The sequence below is a fragment of the Akkermansia sp. RCC_12PD genome (assembly GCF_036417355.1).
In the GTDB taxonomy this organism is placed as follows: Bacteria; Verrucomicrobiota; Verrucomicrobiia; order Verrucomicrobiales; family Akkermansiaceae; genus Akkermansia.
The window spans coordinates 1714401-1731578 of the sequence record NZ_CP143889.1; the positions used below are offsets into that span (position 1 = coordinate 1714401).

General features: G+C 58.2%; 14 protein-coding genes. 11 read left to right on the top strand and 3 right to left on the bottom strand.

What is annotated here, in order from left to right; genetic code table 11:
* Window positions 1-341 precede the first annotated feature (341 nt).
* The 7 genes from V3C20_RS07180 to V3C20_RS07210 all read left to right on the top strand — a co-directional run bounded on the left by V3C20_RS07180 (window position 342) and on the right by V3C20_RS07210 (window position 9163).
* Window positions 342-1418: an AAA family ATPase gene (locus V3C20_RS07180; RefSeq protein ID WP_130083203.1), complete on the top strand. Its 1077-nt coding sequence runs from the start codon at window positions 342-344 to the stop codon at window positions 1416-1418.
* Window positions 1408-2187 carry a hypothetical protein gene (locus V3C20_RS07185; RefSeq protein ID WP_130083202.1) on the top strand — a complete coding sequence of 260 codons (780 nt, stop codon included), beginning with the start codon at window positions 1408-1410 and terminating at the stop codon, window positions 2185-2187. The genes V3C20_RS07180 and V3C20_RS07185 overlap by 11 nt, the downstream gene beginning before the upstream one ends.
* A gap of 157 nt (window positions 2188-2344) precedes the next feature.
* Complete coding sequence (gene ftsH / locus V3C20_RS07190; protein WP_240047048.1) at window positions 2345-4765, top strand: ATP-dependent zinc metalloprotease FtsH; 2421 nt, start codon at window positions 2345-2347, stop codon at window positions 4763-4765.
* Between the two features lie 20 nt (window positions 4766-4785).
* On the top strand, window positions 4786-5136 hold the full coding sequence (gene rsfS, locus V3C20_RS07195; protein WP_130083201.1) for a ribosome silencing factor: 351 nt from the start codon (window positions 4786-4788) through the stop codon (window positions 5134-5136).
* 144 nt (window positions 5137-5280) lie between these two features.
* On the top strand, window positions 5281-7782 hold the full coding sequence (mutS, locus tag V3C20_RS07200) for a DNA mismatch repair protein MutS (protein ID WP_238623774.1): 2502 nt from the start codon (window positions 5281-5283) through the stop codon (window positions 7780-7782).
* Window position 7783: 1 nt separating this feature from the next.
* Window positions 7784-8377, top strand: coding sequence for a 3'-5' exonuclease (locus V3C20_RS07205; protein ID WP_130083200.1), 594 nt, complete (start codon window positions 7784-7786; stop codon window positions 8375-8377).
* A 60-nt stretch (window positions 8378-8437) separates the two neighbouring features.
* Window positions 8438-9163, top strand: coding sequence for a GDSL-type esterase/lipase family protein (locus tag V3C20_RS07210; RefSeq protein WP_161981219.1), 726 nt, complete (start codon window positions 8438-8440; stop codon window positions 9161-9163).
* A 62-nt stretch (window positions 9164-9225) separates the two neighbouring features.
* Here the strand turns inward: V3C20_RS07210 and V3C20_RS07215 are convergent, their stop codons facing one another.
* The gene (locus tag V3C20_RS07215; protein WP_161981468.1) at window positions 9226-11526 is read right to left on the bottom strand and encodes a thioredoxin family protein; all 2301 of its coding nucleotides are present in this window, start codon (window positions 11524-11526) and stop codon (window positions 9226-9228) included.
* 81 nt (window positions 11527-11607) lie between these two features.
* On the opposite strand from V3C20_RS07215, the gene V3C20_RS07220 reads away from it, so the two are divergent.
* Together V3C20_RS07220 and V3C20_RS07225 are read left to right on the top strand one after the other, a co-directional pair.
* Window positions 11608-12015: an OsmC family protein gene (locus tag V3C20_RS07220; protein ID WP_130083197.1), complete on the top strand. Its 408-nt coding sequence runs from the start codon at window positions 11608-11610 to the stop codon at window positions 12013-12015.
* Window positions 12016-12143: 128 nt separating this feature from the next.
* The gene (locus tag V3C20_RS07225) at window positions 12144-12605 is read left to right on the top strand and encodes a hypothetical protein (protein ID WP_130083196.1); all 462 of its coding nucleotides are present in this window, start codon (window positions 12144-12146) and stop codon (window positions 12603-12605) included.
* 15 nt (window positions 12606-12620) lie between these two features.
* On the opposite strand, the gene V3C20_RS07230 is transcribed toward V3C20_RS07225, so the two are convergent.
* Both V3C20_RS07230 and V3C20_RS07235 read right to left on the bottom strand, forming a co-directional pair.
* Entirely contained in the window at window positions 12621-13088 is a 468-nt protein-coding gene (locus tag V3C20_RS07230) for a deoxycytidylate deaminase (protein WP_130083195.1), read from the bottom strand.
* Entirely contained in the window at window positions 13081-15720 is a 2640-nt protein-coding gene (locus V3C20_RS07235; RefSeq protein ID WP_149875023.1) for an MFS transporter, read from the bottom strand. The genes V3C20_RS07230 and V3C20_RS07235 overlap by 8 nt, the downstream gene beginning before the upstream one ends.
* 281 nt (window positions 15721-16001) lie before the next feature.
* Between V3C20_RS07235 and V3C20_RS07240 the strand changes: the two genes are divergently transcribed.
* Together V3C20_RS07240 and V3C20_RS07245 are read left to right on the top strand one after the other, a co-directional pair.
* Window positions 16002-16325 carry a hypothetical protein gene (locus tag V3C20_RS07240; protein WP_130083193.1) on the top strand — a complete coding sequence of 108 codons (324 nt, stop codon included), beginning with the start codon at window positions 16002-16004 and terminating at the stop codon, window positions 16323-16325.
* Between the two features lie 242 nt (window positions 16326-16567).
* On the top strand, window positions 16568-17134 hold the full coding sequence (locus V3C20_RS07245) for a hypothetical protein (RefSeq protein WP_130083192.1): 567 nt from the start codon (window positions 16568-16570) through the stop codon (window positions 17132-17134).
* Window positions 17135-17178 lie beyond the last annotated feature (44 nt).

The following is a 17178-nucleotide window of genomic DNA, read 5'->3' on the forward strand; positions in this document are numbered from 1 at the left end:
TGACGGGCCGGACAATGGAAAGCCAAAAGTGCGCCGCGGCGCCTTCCGGACGCACGGCGCAGGATGAAGGGGAAAACCGCGGACGGGAACGGATGGCGGCAGGAGAGTTCCGCTTTATGCGGTTTCTTGTACTTCCCTGTTTTCAGAACTTCTGCAGTGCGAAAACATGGTCCGGATGGAAGGCGGGAAGGTTTCATGACGGAGTTTACGGCGTGCGGGAGAGATGGTTCCGGAACGCCTTTTTTCATGTCCGGAGGGCTGCCGGGAATGCTCCTTCCTTAACGGAAGCTGGCGGCATTTGTGATTTACGGCATGCTCTTCTGTGCTAAATTGAAAACGGTATGATACATGACCTACTGGTGCGCGGCGTGACGGTGTTTCCCGGCAGCGAACATTTTGAGTTCGTGCCGGGAATCAATGTAGTGGTAGGCGGCAATGATTCCGGCAAGAGCCATTTGCTGAAGCTGTGCTATACCGTGGCCAGATGGAGTGCGGATGGCGGCAAGAAGTCCCTGCCGGAAAAATGGGCGGAAGAACAGAGGCTCAGGAAGGACCTGATGCGGGTGTTTGCCGCCCGCGGGCTGGCCGGGCTGACCGCCCAGAACCGCGGGAATGCGCACGCCCATGTGGAAGCCGGAATGGAAGGGGAGGGTGTGCCGGAGGGGATGGGAAATCTTGTTTTCGATTTCCGGGCGGGGCAGGAGGAGGAAGGGCTGCATATTCAGGAAATGCCCAAGCGGTTTCTGAATGTTCCCGTCGTGTTTCTGGCGGCGCGGGAGGTGCTGACTATTTATCCTAGCTTTGTCCAGGTGGGGAGCAGGTTTCCCGAGTTTCTGGACGGGGGAAGCTGGGATCTTTGCCGATATCTGGATGTGGATGCAGGTTCCGTTCCCATCAGCACGGATGCAGGCCGCGTGGTGGCCCGGCTGGAGAAGATTATTGGAGGCGGGGTGGTGAAGAGGGACGGCCGGTTTTTTCTGCAAAGGCCGGGGCTTCATCCCATTGAGATGAGCCTGGTGGCGGAGGGCTTCAAAAGGCTGGGAACGCTGAGCTACCTGATCAGAAACGGTTCCGTGAGGAAAGGGTCCGTCCTGTTCTGGGATGAACCGGAGATGAATTTAAACGCCTCTCATCTGCCTGTGCTGGTGAAGACCCTGACCGGGCTTGCCAAGACGGGGGTGCAGGTAATTCTTTCCTCCCACAGCCTGTTCCTGCTCCGGGAGCTGATGATCCAGCTTTCCGAGTCACGGAATGCCATGGTGCACAGGAAGTTTTTCGGCATGATCGTGCCAAGGGGAGACCGTTCCGGCGTACGGGTGACGTGCGGGGATTCCCTGGAGGATGTGGGGCCTATTGAGTCGCTTGAAGCGGAAATCGAACAGGCGGACAGGTATTTGAAGCTGAGCTATGAGTCATAAGCCGTCAGAAGCCCATTACGTGGAGGGAGTCCACCGTTTCTGGATCGATGAGGGCTACGTCGTGTGCCGCATTGAATGTTCCGGCTATTATGCGCGCCAGGCGCAGAATTTCTGCGGCGGGTGCAAGGAAATGGATTTTCTGCTCTACCATCCGGAGCGCCGGGATTTGTGGCTGATCGAGGTGAAGGATTACCGCTTTGATGCCCGCCCCAAGGTGGGCGAGCTGGTCTGCGCCCTGAGCCGCAAGGTTAGGGATACCATGTTTCTGCTCAGGGCCGCGTCCGTGGCCGCACCGGAGGAAGATCCGGCGGAGGGAATTTCCCTGAAGGAATTCGCCGTCCTGGCATCTGGGGCGAAGACGCTCCACCTGGCTTTTCTGCTGGAAATGGGGATGGGAGGCGTTTGGTCGGACGGGGGTGTGCTGGCCAACGTCAAGAATATGCTGGTTACTTCCATGCGGTTTCTGGACGCCGACCTGATTTGTGCGCCGATTACGTACCCTTACCGCATCGGCCCATGGCGCGTGACATCCGCCCAGGGAGAGGTGAGCAAGCGCGTGGAAATTCGGAGAGCCCGGAAATTGGAGGAGATTCAGGCCCAGAGGCGAAGGGCAAGGCAGAAGGCCCTGGAGGAACAGTCTCATTGGGGGGAGGCCCGGGATGTCCGGACGGAGGAAAAAATCCCGCAATGGAAACAGAGGCTGCGCCAGCGCCTGAATGGAGAGACGGCAAATCACGAAGGACGACGCAGAAAAGGGAAACGGGATTGACGCCGGGGTTGTCTATTTCCCCATTGCCGTGGGGGTGATCGCTTCTTGCACCTGCTGAATGGCATGTCTCGGAAAAAAGTTTTATTTTACAATGTCTGGCGTATCATGCCGCCCGATTCATTAACTTCTGTGTGTTGATCGTCTCATGTCTGACCGAATGCCTCCCAATCCTCCTCGTCCTCCCAAATTTCCAGGCTCCGGAAAGCCCGAATCCCCCAACTGGGGCGTGTGGGTGATGGTTCTCCTCATTGTAGGCGTGCTTGCCTTTGGTTTTTTCACCCCTGAATCCTTTGGACTGGGGCCCAGGAAGGAAAGTCTGGAATCTTTTGAAGCCCAATACAAGGCCGGCCGGGTGGTCCTGAACGATCCGAAGGCTCCGGTGGAAGTGGTACTGAGTGAAAACGGCTCGGAAGGGGTGATCCACGCCCTGGTGTACAAGAAGGACCTTCAACCGAAGGTGGAAATGAAGCCTTTCGTGCTGTCCTATTCCGCATCCTTGCCGGACCGCGACAAGCCTTTGCTGAATGAACTTTCCGGCTACCGGATTGTGGAAGGCAGCTGGGTGGACAATATTCCCAAGGAAGCGCAGAAGCTTTCCGTGAACGAATTCAACCGCATGGCTCTGGAAGGCCGTATTGCGGGAGGCAATGAAGCCCCCATACTTGCGGATACCGGGAATGAGAATGTACTGTCCGGTCAGCTTGTGACCCGCATCTGGCCCGCAGCCACGGGGGACGCCGCCGTGGACAAGCAGAGGTTTGAACGTGTGGAGGTGCCCTTTACGCTGGAATTCCAGGGCGACCGGGTGAAGGAACTGCTGGGTCCCGATACGAAGTTCAAGCGGGAGTCCGGCTCCTGGGGCGGCATTCTGCTGAATCTGCTGCCCATTGTGTTGATTCTGGTGATTTTGTTTTTCATGTTCCGCGCCCAGAGCGGGGGAGCGAGAGGCGCCATGAGCTTCGGCAAGAGCCGGGCGCGCCTCATTTCTCCGGAAAAGAACAAGGTGACGTTCAAGGATGTGGCCGGCATCAGCGAGGCCAAGGAGGAAGTGTGGGAGCTTGTGGAGTTCCTGCGCAATCCGGAGAAGTTTCGTGAACTGGGTGCGACCATTCCCCGCGGCGTGCTGATGGTGGGCTCCCCCGGTACGGGGAAGACTCTTCTGGCCCGCGCCATTGCCGGTGAGTCCAACGCCTCTTTTTATTCCATCAGCGGTTCCGACTTTGTGGAAATGTTCGTAGGCGTGGGAGCCAGCCGTGTCAGGGACATGTTCGAACAGGCCAAGAGAACGGCCCCCAGCCTGATTTTTATTGATGAAATCGACGCCGTGGGCCGCCAGAGAGGCTACGGCATGGGCGGTGGCAACGACGAAAGGGAACAGACTCTGAATGCCCTGCTGGTGGAAATGGACGGCTTTGAGAATAATGCCAACGTGATTGTGATTGCGGCCACCAACCGTGCGGATATTCTGGACCCGGCCCTGCTGCGTCCGGGACGTTTTGACCGCCAGGTGGTGGTGAACCTGCCGGATGTCCGCGGCCGCGAACAGATTCTGCAGGTGCACGCCAAGAAAGTGAAGATGGCGCCCGGCGTCAGCTTCAAGCGCATTGCACGTGGTACGGCCGGTTTTTCCGGAGCCCAGCTTGCCAACCTGATCAATGAGGCCGCGCTGCTGGCCGCCCGCAAGGGAGTAAAGGAAATCACGGAAGCGGAACTTGAAGAAGCCCGCGACAAGGTCAACTGGGGCCGTGAACGCCGCAGCCTGGCAATCAACGAACGCGGCCGCCGCATTACTGCCGTGCATGAGGCGGGACATGCCATCTGCCTGCTGAAAACGCCGCACAGCGAGCCTTTGCACCGCGTGACCATCGTTCCCCGTGGGGGCGCCCTGGGCATGACCATGTGGCTGCCTGCGGACGACAAGATGCATCAGCTCCGTTCCGAAATGCTCGACCAGCTTGTCGTAGCCATGGGCGGCCGCTGTGCGGAACAAATCGTGTTCGGAGACGTGACCAGCGGCGCCACCGGCGATATCAAGAGCGCCACCAATCTGGCGCGCCGCATGGTGTGCGAATTCGGCATGAGTGAAAAACTGGGGCTGATCGAATACGGCGAACACCAGGGAGAAGTTTACATTGCGCGCGACCTGAGCACGCGTTCCCGCAATTATTCCGAGTCCACGGCCGAGCTGATTGACGCGGAAGTCCGCCTTCTGGTGGACACCGCCTATGAGCGCGCCATGACCATCCTGACGGAAAACCGCGACAAGCTGGATATTCTGACGGAGGCCCTTCTTGAGTTTGAAACGCTGGAAGGCTCCCAGGTTGTGGATATTCTGGAGTACGGGGTGATGAAGAATCCCCCGGAAAAGGTGACGCCGCCGCCCATGCCTTCCGATGTGGAAGAGGAAGGGAAGAAGGAGGAATCCGGCGCGGAGGATAAGAAGAATTCCGAAGAAGGCCGGAAGGATGAAGCTGCAGCAAACAAGGACGGGGAAGACAAGGCCCCGGACAAGGAACAGGACCCCTTCTCCTATAATCCCGTGGAGGATTACGGCAGGGACCGCGAAGATAAAAATTAACCGAATAGAAACAAGCGAATATGGTATCCATTGATGCTATGGAGTTGGCCAAGATGTGCGCCCGCGCCGCAAATGACGCCAAGGCGGAAAATGTGCGGGTGTACGATCTGCGCGGCATGTCCTCCCTGACGGATTTCATGGTTGTGTGCACAGGATTGTCCGTTCCCCATCTGCGCGCCGTCATCCGGGACCTGGAGGAAGCCGTGAGAGAAAAGACGGGAACCGTCCCCACCTACGTGGAAGATACGCCCGTGACCCTGTGGTCCGTCGTGGATTACATTGATGTGATGGTTCACATCATGGGGCAGGAAACGCGCGAATTCTACGGGATGGACACCTTGTGGAAAGACGCTCCCGTGGTAGAGTTCTGAACATTCCGCAAGCCGGTTTTTCCGCCGTACCGCCGGTTTTCCGGGGTACGGCTTTTTTTGTTCCCCGAGGATGGGCGGAATATTTCTAACAAGATTCCAACCTTGCGTTGGTGGTGGAATCGGATTAGTCTTCCAGCGTTATTTATGAGTAAGGCCGGACCCAGCACAACCCCGATGATGGAGCAGTATCTTCGCATGAAGAACGGGCTGCCTGAAGACGTCTTGCTGTTCTTCCGCATGGGGGATTTTTACGAGATGTTTTTTGAAGATGCCAAGGATGCGTCCTCCCTTCTGGGGCTGACATTGACCAAGCGCCACGGCATTCCGATGTGCGGCGTGCCCCATCACAGCGCGGAAGGCTACATCGGGCGGCTGGTGAAGGAAGGGCGCCGCGTCGCCATTGCGGAGCAGACCACGCTGCCACAGCCCGGAAAGCTGGTGGAACGGGAGCTGACCCGCGTCATTTCCGCAGGGACTCTGGCAGACATGAATTTGCTGGATTCCTCCCGCCACAATTACATTGTGGCTTTGTATAAAGACAAAAAGCGGCTCGGCCTGGCATGTGTGGACCATACCACGGGGGAGTTTTCCGTGGCCCAGTTCGAGCACATGGACCTGTTGCTGGACGAGTTGTCCCGCATCAATCCTTCCGAGCTCCTGATCAGCGACGAGCAGAAAGACAGTTTCCCCGGCACCCATCCCACCCTGTATTACGACGGATACACTTTTCTTCCCTCCACGGCCATTCCCAGCCTCTTGAACCATTTCCGGGTGCATTCCCTGGACGGCTTCGGCTGCGCGGAAATGACTGCGGCGCTCGGAGCGTCCGGCGCGGTTCTGCATTATTTGAGCTACCAGCTCCGGAGACCGACGGAACATTTGCGCCGCATTTCCGTACGCGCTACGGAGAATGCCGTCCTGATCGACCAGGCCAGCCAGAGAAATCTGGACCTGGTGGATTCCCGCGGGGGCGTGAAGCTGTCCCTGCTGGGGACGCTGGACCGGACCAGCACGCCGATGGGCGCGCGCAAGCTCCGGGACTGGCTGCTGCACCCCCTCTGCGATCTGGGGAGGCTGCAGGCGCGCCAGGACATGATTGCGGCGCTTTTGCAGGAGCCTTTTTTGATGAGCAAGCTCCGGGACAGCCTGAAGAATGTCCGCGACATGGAGCGTTTGACGGGGCGCATTTCCCAGGGAGCCGGGAATGCCCGCGATTTGCAGGCCCTGGCCAGTTCCCTGGGCCGGATTCCCGCGCTGAGGGATGATTTGGAGTCCCTGCCCGGCGGCGGAGAGATGCTGGAGAGCATCCGTTCCCGCATGGGATGCTTTGACGAGCTGGTGGACCTTCTCCAGCGCGCGCTGGTGGACGAACCGCCCGTGACGATCAAGGAGGGCGGCATTATCCGGGAGGGCTATCACGCCGGGCTGGATGAGCTGCGCCTGGCCTCCCGCGACGGCAAGGCATGGCTGGCCCAGCTTCAGGAGAAGGAGCGCAAGCGCACGGGCATTGATTCCCTGAAGATCCGCTTCAACAATGTTTTCGGCTATTACATCGAGGTGACGAAGTCCCATTACGACAAGGTGCCTCCCGATTACCAGCGCAAGCAGACACTGGTGAATGCGGAGCGCTTTGTCACCCCGGAGCTCAAGCAGATGGAGAATACCATTCTGGGGGCGGACGAACGTTCCCGGCAGGTGGAGTATGAACAGTTCCTCCTTCTCCGGGAGGAGGTGGGCCATCACATTGACGGCATCCAGATTACCGCGGACGCCATGGCGGACCTGGACGTTTTGCTGGGGCTGGCGGAGATTGCGCAGCAGTACCAGTATTGCCGCCCCGTGCTGGACGATTCCATGACGCTGCACATTGTGAACGGCCGCCATCCCGTGATTGAACAGAGCCTGTCCGGCGATGTGTTCGTTCCGAACGATTCCTTCCTGGAACCGGAGGAGAATCGGCTGATTCTGCTGACCGGCCCGAACATGGCGGGCAAGAGCACCTATATCCGGCAGGTGGCCCTGATTACGCTGATGGCCCAGATAGGTTCCTACGTTCCGGCGGAAGCCGCCCATGTGGGGCTGGTGGACCGCATTTTCTGCCGTGTGGGCGCCAGCGATGATCTGGCGCGCGGCCAGTCCACCTTCATGGTGGAGATGAGCGAGACTTCCCTGATTTTGAATAACGCTACGGAACGTTCCCTGATTATTCTGGATGAGATCGGGCGCGGCACGGCCACCTTTGACGGTCTTTCCATCGCGTGGGCCGTGGCGGAGTACCTGCATGACGAACTGAAGTCCCGCACGCTGTTCGCCACGCATTACCATGAGCTGACGGATCTGGCGCGTTCCCGGACGGGTGTGCAGAATTACAACGTGGCCGTCCGCGAATGGAAGGAGGAGATCGTCTTCCTGCGCAAGATCGTGCAGGGTGCGGCGGACAAGTCCTACGGCATCCAGGTGGCACGTCTGGCGGGGATGCCCGCCGTGATTGTGGACCGGGCCAAGGCCATTTTGTCCCATTTGGAGATGAATTCCACGCGGCCCCGGAAGAAGGAGCGTTCGCGCCTGGCGGAACCCAGGGCCAAGAATACCGACATGGACGACGATATGCCTGCCGGGGAATACGCACAGCTGGAGTTGTTCTGATATGCCGCGTGCCGGGGACATCATCGGCAGCCTGCGTTTTGCCGCCATTGATTTTGAGTCCGCCGGGGCTGCCCGCGGGGATACGGACCAGCCTGTGCAGATCGGCATTGCCGCATGTTCCTCCCTGGAGGCGGAGCCGGAGTTGTGGACTTCCTATATTGCTACGGACAGGCCGGTCCTGTGGTCGGCTTCACAGGTACACGGCATCACCACGGAGATGCTGGCGGACGCTCCGCCTTTTCATGCGCTGTGGCCTGATATCCGCTCCCGGCTGGGCGGCGCCGTGGTGGCGGGCCACAATCCGGCCACGGAGAGGAAGTTCCTGCGGCGGTTTCCGGGACACGGATTTGGTCCCTGGCTGGATACTCTGGTTCTGGGGAAGATGTGCGTTCCCGGGCTGCCGGATTATTCCCTGTCCACCTTGTGTGATGCCCTCGGAGTGAGTCCTTCCGTGGATGCCCTGCTGCCCGGACGCCGGTGGCATGATGCGTTGTACGATGCTCTGGCGAGTCTTTTAGTCGTCCGTTTTCTGGTGCGGGAGTTGAAGTTGTCCGGCCAGCCTCTGGAGGTTTTCGGCAAGGCGCTGGGAAGGTGATTTTTCTTCCCTGGAAGTAAGATGGTTCTGTGGTAGAGCGTATTTCCATGAAGGATGAATATGCGCGTTTTTTTTACCGTGTGCCTGTTTTGGGCCGTGTTTTCCGTTGGTGCGAACGCTTCACAGGAGAATGCCATTCCCGATCCTCCCGACGTCGCCAAGCTGAATACGCAGCCTTGGATTCCGGCACGCTACAAGGTTGTCCGGGAACAGTTGATGGGCAAGGAATGCGGCGTGTTGTTCGTGGGGGATTCCATCACGCAGGGATGGGAGCAGGAGGGGGCGGAGCCCTGGAAGAGATTGTTTTTGCCGATGAAGGCCGTCAATTTCGGCGTAAGCGGGGACAGGACGGAAAGCATGCTATGGAGGATGGAGGATACGGGCCTGGCTGTGAAGACGCCGCCCCGTTATTGTGTTTTGCTGGCCGGGACGAATAATATAGGCTGGTGGAAAGGGAAACAGGCTCCGGAAGATACGGTAAAGGGTATCCGGGAGGTGGCTTCACGCCTGCTGAAGAAATTTCCCGGCACTCATTTGATTCTGATGGAGGTTACTCCTTACGGTCCCGACCCCCGCGGTCCGCTGCGGAAGCGCCAGGAGGAGATTAATGAACTCCTGCGCAAGCCCGGGCTTCCAAGAACTACCGTTCTGTCCATTAACAGGGATTTGCTGAATCCGGATGGAACGTTCCGGGAAGGCATGTTCAGGGACAAGGTCCATCTGACGGCAAAAGGCTATCAAGTATGGGCGGATGCCCTTTTGTCCTTTTTGAAGAAGGGCGGATAGCCGTCGTCCGTTGAGAATTCCTTGTTCATGTGTTCCGCGTAAAGACCTCCGAAGCGGGCGCCTCAGCGCTTCATTTCCGTTTCCAGGAATTCAAGCAGGTAGGAGGGAGACAGGAGTTCTCTGGTGACGACCGGTTTTTTCCCCGGCAGGTACAGCGCGTTTACGGGAACAGCCGTGCGGCCCAGGTTTTTGAGTTCCCGGTCAATGACGGGATTCGTCCGTGTTTTGTCCGCCTTCATCATGACGATGCCGTATTTTTTGAACGCGGCCAGCACTTCATCCGTGTAGGAGGCCTTGTTTACCTGGCAGGTGGAGCACCAGCGGGCCGTAAAGTCCACGTAAACGGCTTTTCCCTGACCCAGGGCAGCCTGCATGGCTTCCGGGCTCCAGGGGGCCCACACGCCTTCTTCCGCATGGCTGGCGTTTTTGTTGTCTGCTGGAGCCGCCGCTCCCGCCTCCAATTCACGGTCGAACCAGGCGGAGCTTTCCGGCGGCAGCATGTAGAAGAGGCCGGCAAGAAGGAACAGGATGGCGAAGATGCCCCCCGTGATGCGTGATTTCCGGCTGCGGTAGATGGGGCACCATCTGCCATAGATCCAGAAGGCCATGGAGAAGAGCACGAGGCCGAAGAAGAGGAAGAGGATGTCCTGCGGGTGGTTGTCCGCATCAAAGAAGGCCATGTAAATCCAGAGGAAGTATGCGGCGGTGCCGAAGATGAGGAAGGACATGGCCTGTTTGAAGGATTCCATCCATGCTCCGGGTTTGGGCAGGTATTTGGTCAGGACGGGGAAGGCTCCAAGCACGATGTAGGGGAGGGACATGCCGAGGCCCATCATGGTCAGGCAGAGCACAATGCCCAGCGGGGGCTGGAGCATGGCCGCACCGATGGCCTGCCCCAGGAACGGGGCACTGCAGGGGGTGGAAATGACGGTGGCCAAAGCGCCGGACCAGAAAGAGCCGGCATAGCCTTTTTTATGCTGGAGTTCGCCGCCCATTGTCGTGGCTTTGACACCTATTTCAAAGACGCCGAACATGCTCAGTCCCAGGGCCAGCATCAGCCCCAGCAGGCAGAAGTTCACCCACGGGTTTTCAAACCAGAATGCCCAGTTGACGATTCCTTCCGCGCCGCGGCCCAGCCAGAAGTCGCCGCTGAATATTCCGGGGCCGGCGGGGGAGGACCAGTCGAACATGTTCGCTTTCAGGGCGATCAGGATGGCGGTGATGATCCAGAAGGAGATCATGATGCCGAGTACGAAGGTGAGGGAATGGGCCAGCACTTTTTTTCTTTCCCCGCCGCCCAGTTGGACAAAGCTCATGATTTTGAGCCCGATGACCGGGAAGACGCACGGCATGACGTTCAGGATGATGCCGCCGAGGAACATGAAGAACATGATTTCCGCCAGACCCATTACGGGGGGGGCGGGAACGGAAGATTCGGGGGAGGCCGCTGCGGCGGATTCCTGTCCCGCGGCGGAGAAGGGGGCATTGGACGCCGTGATGCTGACCCCCTCATCGCCTATGCGGAGGATGCCGGAAAGGCTTGAGAGAGGCTTGTCCTTGTCCGCTTGAGGCAGGTTGTTGGGGTAAAGGCCGTCCGTAGTATCATTGAATTGCATGGACAGCTCATAAGTGGAGTCATCCAGTTTTTTGAGAGTCTGGGGAACGGTCGGGTTGATTTCCCCCTGGTCGCAGAAGAAGTAGGCGGGAGCGTCCGGAAGGGGAGTCCCGGAAGTTTTCAGATGAAGGACGACGGTTTTTCCGTCCTGGGAGATGCGGGACTGCATGCCTTGTGCCCAGGCCGGAGTGGAAAGTCCTACAAGGCCCCGGACCAGGGAGGCGGCCTCCGGGGAGGGCCGGCCTTCTCCGCGTTTCAGGGTGACGGTGAAATCCCTGGTTTCTGGAGCGGCGCATTGTTCCGCGCACATTTGCCAGGTCATGGTGGTGGTGAATGATGCCTGTTCCGGGGCATTGTTTTCCGGGGTAATGCGGAAGGCCATTTTCGCCTTGCCGCTGTAGCCGTAGAAGTCCACGATTCCCTTGCCCAGTTCCGGAATCTGCCAGAAGGGACCTTCAATGCGGAATCCGGGCGTTTCCTTCATGGAAGCTTCCAACGGCATGCCTACGGAGCCCGGATTTTTGTAATACACGTGCCAGTGGTCCGGGAGGGCCAGTTCCGTGACTACCACAAAGGGTTTCGCAGCGTAGGATTCCACCGTGGCTCTGGCCGTGCCTGACGCCTGGGGCGTGCCGAAGTCTCCGGCACCCCCGAAGCTCATGGCGTCGAAGTTCTGTGCCGTTCCCGTGGAAATAATGCCCGACAGCAGCCCCAGTGAGAGGATGGCCGCATTGAAGAAGCTTTTCATGGGAAATTCGGGTAACATAAAGAAATGCCGGATTCAATGTTTGTGTGTTGCATGGCCGAGAACCTTGTATAAAATACGGTCATGGTAAAAACTATTACAACGTACGAAGGCGGCCTCCGCTGCTCCATGATGCATGAACCGTCCGGTGCGCGGTTTTCCACGGATGCTCCTGTTGACAACAATGGGAAAGGAGAGTCCTTTTCTCCCACGGACCTGGTGGGTGCGGCCCTTGCCGGCTGCATGAGCACCATCATGGGCATTGTCGCTGCGCGGAAGGGCATCAAGCTGGAGGGGATGACGGTGGAAGTGAGCAAGCACATGAATGCGGACCCCCGCCGCATTGGAAAACTGGAAGTGACCATCAACGTTCCGCTGCCCGCTGATCACCCGGACAGGAAGATGCTGGAACAGGCCGCGTTGAGCTGTCCCGTCAAGCACAGCCTGCACCCGGATATTGAGATTCCCATTACCTGGAACTGGATCGGATGATTCCGGTGTCTGTTTTGGGAGGCCGCCTGTTTCGACAGGCGGCCTTTTTTATGATAAAAATGTTGGAAAAATGAGGAAATGGCTTACTTTGCTTGACTTAATATTTGTAATTGTTCATGTTTCCGCCGATGAAAGTTTTTCCTCTGTTTTCCTTTTTGTTTTCCATAGCACTGATAGGAACCCTGGGCGGGTGCGGCGGCGGATCAGGCCGCTCAGGAGATGACGGGGGGTCTTCCCTGAGCGGGCGTACGGCTGTTCTGGTGGAGGAAGGAACGGCTTTATTCAGCCTTCGATTCACAGGACGGGATGTGAATATTACCCGGATGGGGAACATGTTTGAGTACAAGGGAGTTTATGCGTATGCTGTCCGTCCTGACCGCCATTCCGCGATTCTCGATATCAAGTCCGGTGCGGATGGCGATACGTACTGCACCATGAGAGACGTTCTGATTGTTTTTGACGATGCCGAATGCAACAGCGGCAGCATCGTTTCCGGAACGTGTACGGAGTTCGGCCCTCATCTTGATCCGAAGGTCCAGGGTGAACCCCAGCCCATGGGAGGGTGGATTTTGGATCTCTCTCAGAATTAGCGGTTTATGTATGTTTTAGCAGTCCAGAACCAGGGGGAAGTGCGCGCTGAGAGGATAGTCCGTGACCTGGATTAGTTCCACACCGTACAGGGAGGCGATGGCGGGAGCCTCCGATTTGTCGTAGGGCTCGCAGTAGTAGATGGTTTTTACGCCGTGGGCGCACAGGGCCTGCATGCAGGAGGTGCAGGGCATTGTGGTGCATGCCACAACCCTGGCCTCTCCGCGGCGGAACAGGCTGCACAGGTTGATTTCCGCATGGAGCATGTATTTCTGGCGTTCGTCCCGGCTGGCCCAGAAGGAGTCTTCCGCCTTGAATCCGGGGTAGAGCCCGTTGTAGGCGGTGCCGATGACGCGGTTATCCGCATCCAGGGCGGCGGCTCCCACCTTGCGGTACGGATCTTCCGACCGCAGAGCCGCGGCATGCGCCAGGGTCATTACGTACTGCGGGAAGGGGAGGCGGGGATGGGATGAGTTGCTATTCATGGTTGGAAGACTGGAGTTCCGCAAGGAAGCCTGATTCGTCCAGGTACAGGTTGGGAGGCAGGGAGTAGGGCGTGGACAAGGTGGCTCCTGCAATGATGGTGGAAGAAGGCGGGTTCAGATAGAAGCCCGGCAGAAGGCGTCCCCGCGTCCGGGCGCGCATGCCAAGCTGGACGGTGCCGTCATCCAGCTTGAAGACGCTTCTTTTCATGGACATGGCCAGAATGATGCCGCGGTCTGTAGCAAAGCAGGGGCGCCAGCCGATGTTGGGCAGGACGAGGTCACCGGAGCCACTGAAGTCGTACAGGGGCGTGCGCGTTTCCGGAACCAGGCTGTAGAGCCTGCGGCGCAGGAAGTCGGCACCCGCTATCTGCCTGATCCCTTCCGGCATGCTGTGGTCCCCGTCCCCGATCAGGTAAACGGGGGTGCCGGTGAGGATGGGCCACAGGACGGCGGCCACCGTTTCATGGACTTCTTCATGTCCCACGCTGGTGAGCAGGAGTTCCCTGGGCTGGAGCGCGTTCACTCGTTCAAGCTGCTGGGCGTTCATCCAGAAGTCGCACAGGCGGCTCTGGGAGCGGGAACAGTCCAGAAGGGTCGCCAGCCATTTCCGGAGTTCCGGGTTTTCAGCTTCCACAGTGTCGTTCATCAGGCATTCGGCTATCTCGTAGCCGGTAAGCCGCGTGTTTTTGACCGTGACAAGGGGCTTGTGGCCGATATGCTCCAGGTGGTTCAGAATGGCGTCCCTCCCGATGCTGGCGGCGATTTCCAGACAGGTGGATGAGAGTTCCCGCAGCGTATTGATTACCATCGGCGGATTAACCGCATCCGGCGCGATAGGCTCGCCGACGGCCGCCGTGAAGCGGTAGGGAACGTGGAGGGGGGCCTTGGAGAAGAAGCGGTTGCCGGAGTAGGAGAAGATGCTGCCCCACAGCTCGTCCATATAAATGGGAATGATCGGGCAGCTGGATTTTTTAGCGAGCATTTCCAGTCCCCTCCGTGCGGCGCACAGGGTGCCCGTGCGCGTGAGCTGCCCTTCCGGGAAGATGCAGATGACTTCCCCGGCCTTGAGGGCCTGGATGGCCTTGGAGAGGGATTCACGGGGGTTCCGGGAGGAGATGGGAAGGCAGTTGAACAGTTCCAGTATCCAGCCGAGCCAGCGGATAGCCACGAATTCCTCCGCCACAATGAAACGGATGGGGCGCGGACAGATGAGGGAGAGGAAGAGGGCGTCCCCGTAGGTAACGTGGTTGGCGACGATGATGGCCCCTCCGTCTTCCGGAATGCGGTCCTGGTGGATGATGCGTGAACGGTACACGATCCGCATGATCCAGAGGCCCATCATGCGGATGAATTCGCGAGGGATAAGCCGGAACGCCACGATCGTGATGACCACGCCCAGCACGGCCAGCACCCAGAATTGGTTCTGGACGGAGAAGATGTTCCTCAGCATGAGCTGGAATCCCACGGCCACCAGCCCCATGATGCAGTCCATCAGGTTGCCGGCGGCGATGACTGTGCTCCGGTTGGACGGATCACAGTTGTCCTGGAGATGGGCGTTCAGGGGCACCAGATAGGCCGCCGCAAAGGCGCCCGTGATGCCGAAGCCGATGTTGCTGGCGAGGGAACCTGGCGCGAAGAAGGACATGGCGATGCAGCCAACGGTAAAACCGATGGCGCCCAGAGGGATCAGCCCCAGCTCGATTTTTTTGCGGCAGATGACGGAGGCGATGACACCCCCGACCACGGTGCCGCCGCTGAGCCATGCCATCAGGATGGCGGCAGACATGCTGAATCCGGCGTCGCCGATGGGATGTTCCTGGGCGATCTGCAGGGAGATGAGCATCAGCGCCCCGGCCAGGAACCAGAAGTAGGAGATGCCGATTTCACTGAGCCTCAAGTCCCGCTGGCTCCAAAGGTATTTGAGCTGGACGAAGTGTTCGTAGAAGAGCTTCCATTCAAATTTCCGCGTCTGCTTGGAAGGATACCGGGGCAGGAACAGGGCGGCCACCGCCACGGGAATGGCAATGAAGGTGAGAATCATGGTGGGGAAGGCCGCCGCTTCCCAGCCGTCGTTGGAAGATACCTGAAGAATGTCGAACCAGACGAAGATGCCGATCTGTGCGGCAAGCATGGACAGGATGAGGCTCATTTCCATCAGCCCGGAGGCGTACCCGAGCTGCCGGGATCCCACCATGTCCTTGACCACTCCTTTTTTCGCGGGACTCAGAATGGTTGCCTGGACGGAAAAGATGCAGAACCAGAAGACGGCCATTTCTATGTTTTCATACCTGAAGCACAGGAACATGGCCCCCAGCACCAGGATTTGCAGGAAGGACATGAATTGGATGATGCGCGCCTTGCAGAAGCAGTCCGCCAGCCATCCGACAAATGGAGAGAACAGGATGTACGGCAGTACAAAGATGCAGCCCAGGATATACTGGAGGGAGTTGACCCAGGAGTCCGGTCCGTATGCGATGTTGTTCGCGGCCAGCCAGACGCCCAGCGGGATCAGCAGGAATTGGGCCGCCTTTTCATTGAAGGCGTTCTGGGCTTGTATGAGAATCAGGGAATAAAAACCTCTCCATTCCTTTTTTGAGGGGTTTTTTTTCTTAGATGTCTGTACGTCATCCATGTGGGGCGGATTGTAGCAGATCACGGGGGGTAGGGAAGGATAATCTGTCTATTGCATCCTTGGCGCCGGGCAGGCGTTTCCCTGAAATTATCAGGCATCCAGGAATAGTTTTTTATGACTTGCTGGAGGCTCCCGTCTGTCAGCGTGCAGCCGTAATGCTGTTCGGAAGTGTCCCGAAGGCAGGGAATTCCGAACGGGGACGGGATTGTTCCGTGAACTCCGGGCATGGAGTGTTTCATTTTTGAAAAGATGAAACACCCCAGTGGAATTGCAGTGATTGCGTGGAAGTTGCCGTTATCGGAGCGCGGATGTTGTTTTTTGAGAGGATATCCGTCCGGGTGCTGCCGTCTATTTCGGATACTTTTATGCCGGGTGGCTGTTCCGTTCCGGCGAAGATGAAAGAAGGACAACGGCCTGTTCCGGCGATTTTCTGTGAAACGCAGGACAATCCGATTATGACGGAAGCGTGGGGCGCCGGTTGGCTTGATATGTTCCGCAGGAATGCTATCTGGACGGTATTCCGGTGTTTCCTGCTTCGGAGAAGAACGCTACGGCTTTTTTCTGGCAGAAGAGCTGGTTCGCGCGTTTCGCAAGATATATTTTAAACGGGAATTAAAGGGCCTTGGAGGGGTTGAATAGGGGAGGGGGAGGCTTGGAAGACTTTCTTCCCGAAAAGACGGTTTTTCCGGGAAGTCAGCGGAATAAAGCGGGGCGGCGAGAAAAGGGCTGTTTCCTAAACTCAAGAATTCCCTTGTCATGAAGTGTTTCGGCAAACGGGCTTTATGGTTGACAAGAAGGTGGGGGGTCGTAGGATGGCTTTGAAATATATAACCTGAAGAGAGATTATATGAACACTTCCCAGACGATTGGCATGCTTTTTGCCGCAGGCGCAGTCCTTTTGCCTTCCTGCGAGACGGAGCGCATTAATGAACGGCCCATCGGCATTTATCCTACGGGGAATGTCTATCCGTCCGGACCGAGTGTCCTCGGAGACCAGAGCGACAGTCTGCTGAACGAAGTCCAGGGAGGAAATTCTCTGGATCCGTCGTCCGCGCAGAATTCCGGATTCAATCCCGATCCGGCCCAGACCCAGGGAGGAACCATCAACCGCATTCTGGGCGGCGGCAATAATAACGCTTCTTCCCAGCCTGCCGTTCCCAGTCCCACGGTTCCGAATCCAGTGGGCAATCCTCCCGTCACCGGAATTGCCCCGCCCAAACCTGTGGAGCCCGCCGCCAATTCTTCCATTCCCGTCGCATGGCCTACGGGCGATCCTACCGTGGTGGTCAGCCCGTATGACCGCACCAAGAAGATCAAGATTCTGAACAGGAGCACGAACAAGCCCTATCCTTCCGGAACCGTCCTGCGGGATACCAATTTCCCGAATGAGGTCAAGAAGTTCCGCGTGCCCTGATGCAACGGCGGAGTGATGCCGGTCGCGCCCTGGACATGTTCCGT

Excerpts from the sequence above, each read along its gene's own strand:
- V3C20_RS07180 (WP_130083203.1), top strand. The coding sequence starts at position 342 with ATGATACATGACCTACTGGTGCGCGGCGTGACGGTGTTTCCCGGCAGC.
- V3C20_RS07185 (WP_130083202.1), top strand. The coding sequence starts at position 1,408 with ATGAGTCATAAGCCGTCAGAAGCCCATTACGTGGAGGGAGTCCACCGT.
- ftsH (WP_240047048.1), top strand. The coding sequence starts at position 2,345 with ATGCCTCCCAATCCTCCTCGTCCTCCCAAATTTCCAGGCTCCGGAAAG.
- rsfS (WP_130083201.1), top strand. The coding sequence starts at position 4,786 with ATGGTATCCATTGATGCTATGGAGTTGGCCAAGATGTGCGCCCGCGCC.
- mutS (WP_238623774.1), top strand. The coding sequence starts at position 5,281 with ATGAGTAAGGCCGGACCCAGCACAACCCCGATGATGGAGCAGTATCTT.
- V3C20_RS07205 (WP_130083200.1), top strand. The coding sequence starts at position 7,784 with ATGCCGCGTGCCGGGGACATCATCGGCAGCCTGCGTTTTGCCGCCATT.
- V3C20_RS07210 (WP_161981219.1), top strand. The coding sequence starts at position 8,438 with ATGCGCGTTTTTTTTACCGTGTGCCTGTTTTGGGCCGTGTTTTCCGTT.
- V3C20_RS07215 (WP_161981468.1), bottom strand. The coding sequence starts at position 11,526 with ATGAAAAGCTTCTTCAATGCGGCCATCCTCTCACTGGGGCTGCTGTCG.
- V3C20_RS07220 (WP_130083197.1), top strand. The coding sequence starts at position 11,608 with ATGGTAAAAACTATTACAACGTACGAAGGCGGCCTCCGCTGCTCCATG.
- V3C20_RS07225 (WP_130083196.1), top strand. The coding sequence starts at position 12,144 with ATGAAAGTTTTTCCTCTGTTTTCCTTTTTGTTTTCCATAGCACTGATA.
- V3C20_RS07230 (WP_130083195.1), bottom strand. The coding sequence starts at position 13,088 with ATGAATAGCAACTCATCCCATCCCCGCCTCCCCTTCCCGCAGTACGTA.
- V3C20_RS07235 (WP_149875023.1), bottom strand. The coding sequence starts at position 15,720 with ATGGATGACGTACAGACATCTAAGAAAAAAAACCCCTCAAAAAAGGAA.
- V3C20_RS07245 (WP_130083192.1), top strand. The coding sequence starts at position 16,568 with ATGAACACTTCCCAGACGATTGGCATGCTTTTTGCCGCAGGCGCAGTC.